2 rRNA genes are annotated in these 5,743 nt (G+C 54.8%); both read left to right on the forward strand.

The annotated features are described in order from the left end of the window. Positions 1-533 precede the first annotated feature (533 nt). Positions 534-2,055 (forward strand): 16S ribosomal RNA (locus IFT90_RS16590). Between the two features lie 473 nt (positions 2,056-2,528). Then, positions 2,529-5,652: ribosomal RNA gene (locus IFT90_RS16595) — 23S ribosomal RNA — on the forward strand. Together the 16S and 23S rRNA genes form the textbook arrangement of a ribosomal RNA operon. Positions 5,653-5,743: the final 91 nt, after the last annotated feature.

A 5,743-nucleotide genomic window follows, 5' to 3' on the forward strand; every position in this document is an offset into this window, starting at 1 on the left:
GCGACACGCCCGGGATGCGGCAGGGTTTGGACGATGTGCCTGGTGTGCCTGTAATGTTTCCTCTTGTCACCACGGAGGTGCGGCGGAGCGAAGCTTCACCGGCCACCAGATGACACTGACCTCCAAGTCCTCGAGTTGCTGCTGGTTTGCTAGCTGGCCTCGGACCAAGTGGGTTGCGAACACTGATCCAGATGGTGTAGCGTCATGGCTCGTCGTGAGAACGACACCGGCTCTCAGGAGTCGAAGAGCGATGGTCTTGCAACAGGAAGATCGGTGCTAAGGTTTCACAGCCGCTCCGGGCGATGGTCTCATATGAGATCGGGTCTCTGATGCGTTTGGTCCTTGAGAACTCAACAGCGTGCACATTGTCAAATGCCAATTTATACCCTGGCATTGTCGAAGGCTTCGGTCGTCGATGGTGTTTAGGTTTCTTTGAGATTGACGGACAATCAACAATCGTCAGATTGTTTTGTTCTTTCAGTCAGCATCAAATTCAGCAGTTATCACCTTTTTCCGGTGGTTCTGTTTTTTCTTTTACGGAGAGTTTGATCCTGGCTCAGGACGAACGCTGGCGGCGTGCTTAACACATGCAAGTCGAACGATGAACTCCAGCTTGCTGGGGGGATTAGTGGCGAACGGGTGAGTAACACGTGAGTAACCTGCCCTTGACTCTGGGATAAGCGCTGGAAACGGCGTCTAATACCGGATACGAGCTTCAGCCGCATGGCTAGGAGTTGGAAAGAATTTCGGTCAAGGATGGACTCGCGGCCTATCAGCTAGTTGGTGAGGTAATGGCTCACCAAGGCGACGACGGGTAGCCGGCCTGAGAGGGTGACCGGCCACACTGGGACTGAGACACGGCCCAGACTCCTACGGGAGGCAGCAGTGGGGAATATTGCACAATGGGCGCAAGCCTGATGCAGCAACGCCGCGTGAGGGACGACGGCCTTCGGGTTGTAAACCTCTTTTAGTAGGGAAGAAGCGAAAGTGACGGTACCTGCAGAAAAAGCACCGGCTAACTACGTGCCAGCAGCCGCGGTAATACGTAGGGTGCAAGCGTTGTCCGGAATTATTGGGCGTAAAGAGCTCGTAGGCGGTTTGTCGCGTCTGCTGTGAAATCTGGGGGCTCAACCCCCAGCCTGCAGTGGGTACGGGCAGACTAGAGTGCGGTAGGGGAGATTGGAATTCCTGGTGTAGCGGTGGAATGCGCAGATATCAGGAGGAACACCGATGGCGAAGGCAGATCTCTGGGCCGTAACTGACGCTGAGGAGCGAAAGCATGGGGAGCGAACAGGATTAGATACCCTGGTAGTCCATGCCGTAAACGTTGGGAACTAGATGTGGGGACCATTCCACGGTCTCCGTGTCGCAGCTAACGCATTAAGTTCCCCGCCTGGGGAGTACGGCCGCAAGGCTAAAACTCAAAGGAATTGACGGGGGCCCGCACAAGCGGCGGAGCATGCGGATTAATTCGATGCAACGCGAAGAACCTTACCAAGGCTTGACATATACCGGAAACGGCCAGAGATGGTCGCCCCGCAAGGTCGGTATACAGGTGGTGCATGGTTGTCGTCAGCTCGTGTCGTGAGATGTTGGGTTAAGTCCCGCAACGAGCGCAACCCTCGTTCTATGTTGCCAGCACGTTATGGTGGGAACTCATAGGAGACTGCCGGGGTCAACTCGGAGGAAGGTGGGGATGACGTCAAATCATCATGCCCCTTATGTCTTGGGCTTCACGCATGCTACAATGGCCGGTACAAAGGGCTGCGATACCGTAAGGTGGAGCGAATCCCAAAAAGCCGGTCTCAGTTCGGATTGAGGTCTGCAACTCGACCTCATGAAGTCGGAGTCGCTAGTAATCGCAGATCAGCAACGCTGCGGTGAATACGTTCCCGGGCCTTGTACACACCGCCCGTCAAGTCATGAAAGTCGGTAACACCCGAAGCCAGTGGCCTAACCCCTTGTGGGATGGAGCTGTCGAAGGTGGGATCGGTGATTAGGACTAAGTCGTAACAAGGTAGCCGTACCGGAAGGTGCGGCTGGATCACCTCCTTTCTAAGGAGCATGTACCAGCCCCGCGGTATACACGGGGATTCATCTGGTCAAGTCAGTTCCGAAGCGAATGTCTTCGGCTGGCGCTCATGGGTGGAACATTGACAATGACTTTCCGGTGAGCCGGTCAGCTTCAGTACGTCACCTTCTAGGTGTCTGGAACGAGAGGGCTGGGGAGCGGGGGAGTGTGCACGCTGTTGGGTCCTGAGGGACCAAACCGGTTGGTCGGAAGATCAACGGGTTGACTCCTCTGGGCCAGGAAAGTCCTGCATCAATCGCAGGGTGATTCTGGTGCCGCCCGTATTTTGAGAACTACACAGTGGACGCGAGCATCTTAGTCGCAAGCAGGTGCCGGCCTTCGGGTTGGTGAGTGTTTGTGATACTAAGTGCAATTTCTTAGACCAACCCGCCTTTTAGGTGTGGTTGGCGAATGAGATAACACTGAGCTGCCAGTCTTTGGCTGGCAGCAACTTTGTGGTCAAGTTTCTAAGAGCAAACGGTGGATGCCTTGGCATCTGGAGCCGAAGAAGGACGTAGAAATCTGCGATAAGCCTCGGGGAGCTGATAATCGAGCCCTGATCCGAGGATGTCCGAATGGGGAAACCCCGCCAGGCGTTTTGACCTGGTGACTCCCGCCTGAATATATAGGGCGGGTAGAGGGAACGTGGGGAAGTGAAACATCTCAGTACCCACAGGAAGAGAAAACAACAGTGATTCCGTCAGTAGTGGCGAGCGAAATCGGAAGAGGCTAAACCGGTCATGTGTGATAGACGGCGGTCGTTGCATGGTCGGGGTTGTGGGACCCGTTGTCCTGTTCTGCCGGACAGGAGCAGTTACAGCGCAGTATAGGCGAACAGCTTTGAATGGCTGGTCATAGAGGGTGCGAACCCCGTAGCCGAAATGCTGGCGCTGGCTGAATGGGGATCCCAAGTAGCTCGGGGCCCGAGAAATCCCGTGTGAATCTGTCAGGACCACCTGATAAGCCTAAATACTCCCAGATGACCGATAGCGGACAAGTACCGTGAGGGAAAGGTGAAAAGTACCCCGGGAGGGGAGTGAAATAGTACCTGAAACCGTTTGCTTACAAACCGTTGGAGCCTCCTTGTAGGGGTGACAGCGTGCCTTTTGAAGAATGAGCCTGCGAGTTAGCGATATGTGGCGAGGTTAACCCGTGTGGGGTAGCCGTAGCGAAAGCGAGTCTTAAGAGGGCGATACAGTCGCATGTCCTAGACCCGAAGCGAAGTGATCTATCCATGGCCAGGTTGAAGCGACGGTAAGACGTCGTGGAGGACCGAACCCACTTCAGTTGAAAATGGAGGGGATGAGCTGTGGATAGGGGTGAAAGGCCAATCAAACTTCGTGATAGCTGGTTCTCTCCGAAATGCATTTAGGTGCAGCGTTGCGTGTTTCTTGCCGGAGGTAGAGCTACTGGATGGCCGATGGGGCCCAAAAGCTTACTGACGTCAGCCAAACTCCGAATGCCGGTAAGTGAGAGCGCAGCAGTGAGACAGTGGGGGATAAGCTTCATTGTCGAGAGGGAAACAACCCAGACTACCAGCTAAGGTCCCTAAGCGTGTGCTAAGTGGGAAAGGATGTGGAGTTGCAGAGACAACCAGGAGGTTGGCTTAGAAGCAGCCACCCTTGAAAGAGTGCGTAATAGCTCACTGGTCAAGTGATTCCGCGCCGACAATGTAACGGGGCTCAAGCACACCACCGAAGCTGTAGATTTCGTATTATAGACAAGCCTTCGTGGTTCAGTCGTACGGAGTGGTAGGAGAGCGTCGTGTGGCCAGTGAAGCGGCGGTGTAAACCAGCCGTGGAGGCCACACGAGTGAGAATGCAGGCATGAGTAGCGAAAGACGGGTGAGAAACCCGTCCTCCGAAAGACCAAGGGTTCCAGGGCCAGGTTAATCCGCCCTGGGTAAGTCGGGACCTAAGGCGAGGCCGACAGGCGTAGTCGATGGACAACGGGTTGATATTCCCGTACCGGCGAAGAACCGCCCAAGATAATCCAGTGGTGCTAAGAGTCCTAACCCGGCTGAGTGGATCCCTTCGGGGTGATGCCGGCCGGTCTAACGCTCGACCCCATGCTGGTGCGTTTAGCGTATTAACAGGTGTGACGCAGGAAGGTAGCTGAGCCAGGCGATGGTATCCGTAAGGTGAACCTGGTGTAAGGATGTAGGGCTGACGATAGGCAAATCCGTCGTCAATGCGCCTGAGATCCGATGCGTACCCCGATTGGGGGAAATCAGTGATCCTATGCTGCCGAGAAAAGCATCGACGCGAGGTTCAAGCCGCCCGTACCCCAAACCGACTCAGGTGGTCAGGTAGAGAATACCAAGGAGATCGAGAGAATCGTGGTTAAGGAACTCGGCAAAATGCCCCCGTAACTTCGGGAGAAGGGGGGCCGGAACCGTGATGGGATTTACTCCCGGAGCGGGAAAGGCCGCAGAGACCAGTGGGAAGCGACTGTTTACTAAAAACACAGGTCCGTGCCAAGTCGCAAGACGATGTATACGGACTGACGCCTGCCCGGTGCTGGAAGGTTAAGAGGAACGGTTAGCGCAAGCGAAGCTGAGAATTTAAGCCCCAGTAAACGGCGGTGGTAACTATAACCATCCTAAGGTAGCGAAATTCCTTGTCGGGTAAGTTCCGACCTGCACGAATGGCGTAACGACTTCCCAGCTGTCTCAACCGCGAACTCGGCGAAATTGCACTACGAGTAAAGATGCTCGTTACGCGCAGCAGGACGGAAAGACCCCGTGACCTTTACTACAGCTTGGTATTGGTGTTCGGAGTGGCTTGTGTAGGATAGGTGGGAGACTGTGAAGCTTGGACGCTAGTTCAGGTGGAGTCATTGTTGAAATACCACTCTGGTCACTTTGGATATCTAACTACGAACCGTGATCCGGTTCTGGGACAGTGCCTGGTGGGTAGTTTAACTGGGGCGGTTGCCTCCTAAAAAGTAACGGAGGCGCCCAAAGGTTCCCTCAACCTGGTTGGCAATCAGGTGTCGAGTGTAAGTGCACAAGGGAGCTTGACTGTAAGACTGACAAGTCGAGCAGGGACGAAAGTCGGGACTAGTGATCCGGCAGTGGCTTGTGGAAGCGCTGTCGCTCAACGGATAAAAGGTACCTCGGGGATAACAGGCTGATCTTGCCCAAGAGTCCATATCGACGGCATGGTTTGGCACCTCGATGTCGGCTCGTCGCATCCTGGGGCTGGAGTAGGTCCCAAGGGTTGGGCTGTTCGCCCATTAAAGCGGTACGCGAGCTGGGTTTAGAACGTCGTGAGACAGTTCGGTCCCTATCCGCTGCGCGCGTAGGAAATTTGAGAAGATCTATCCCTAGTACGAGAGGACCGGGATGGACGAACCTCTGGTGTGTCAGTTGTTCTGCCAAGAGCACCGCTGATTAGCTACGTTCGGAACGGATAACCGCTGAAAGCATCTAAGCGGGAAGCCGGCTTCGAGATGAGATTTCCATACCCTTCGGGGTGAGAGGCTCCCAGCTAGACTACTGGGTTGATAGGCCGGATGTGGAAGTGGGGACTAACGACCCATGGAGCTGACCGGTACTAATAAGCCGATAACTTGACAACACTCTTCCCCTGTAGAGGAGGAAGAAAGATTGCTACGCGTCCACTATGTGGTTCCCGAAAGACGGTCGGCAACGATCCGCTTTACGGAACA

Source organism: Frigoribacterium sp. CFBP 8766 (assembly GCF_014841435.1).
Classification (GTDB): Bacteria; Actinomycetota; Actinomycetes; order Actinomycetales; family Microbacteriaceae; genus Frigoribacterium.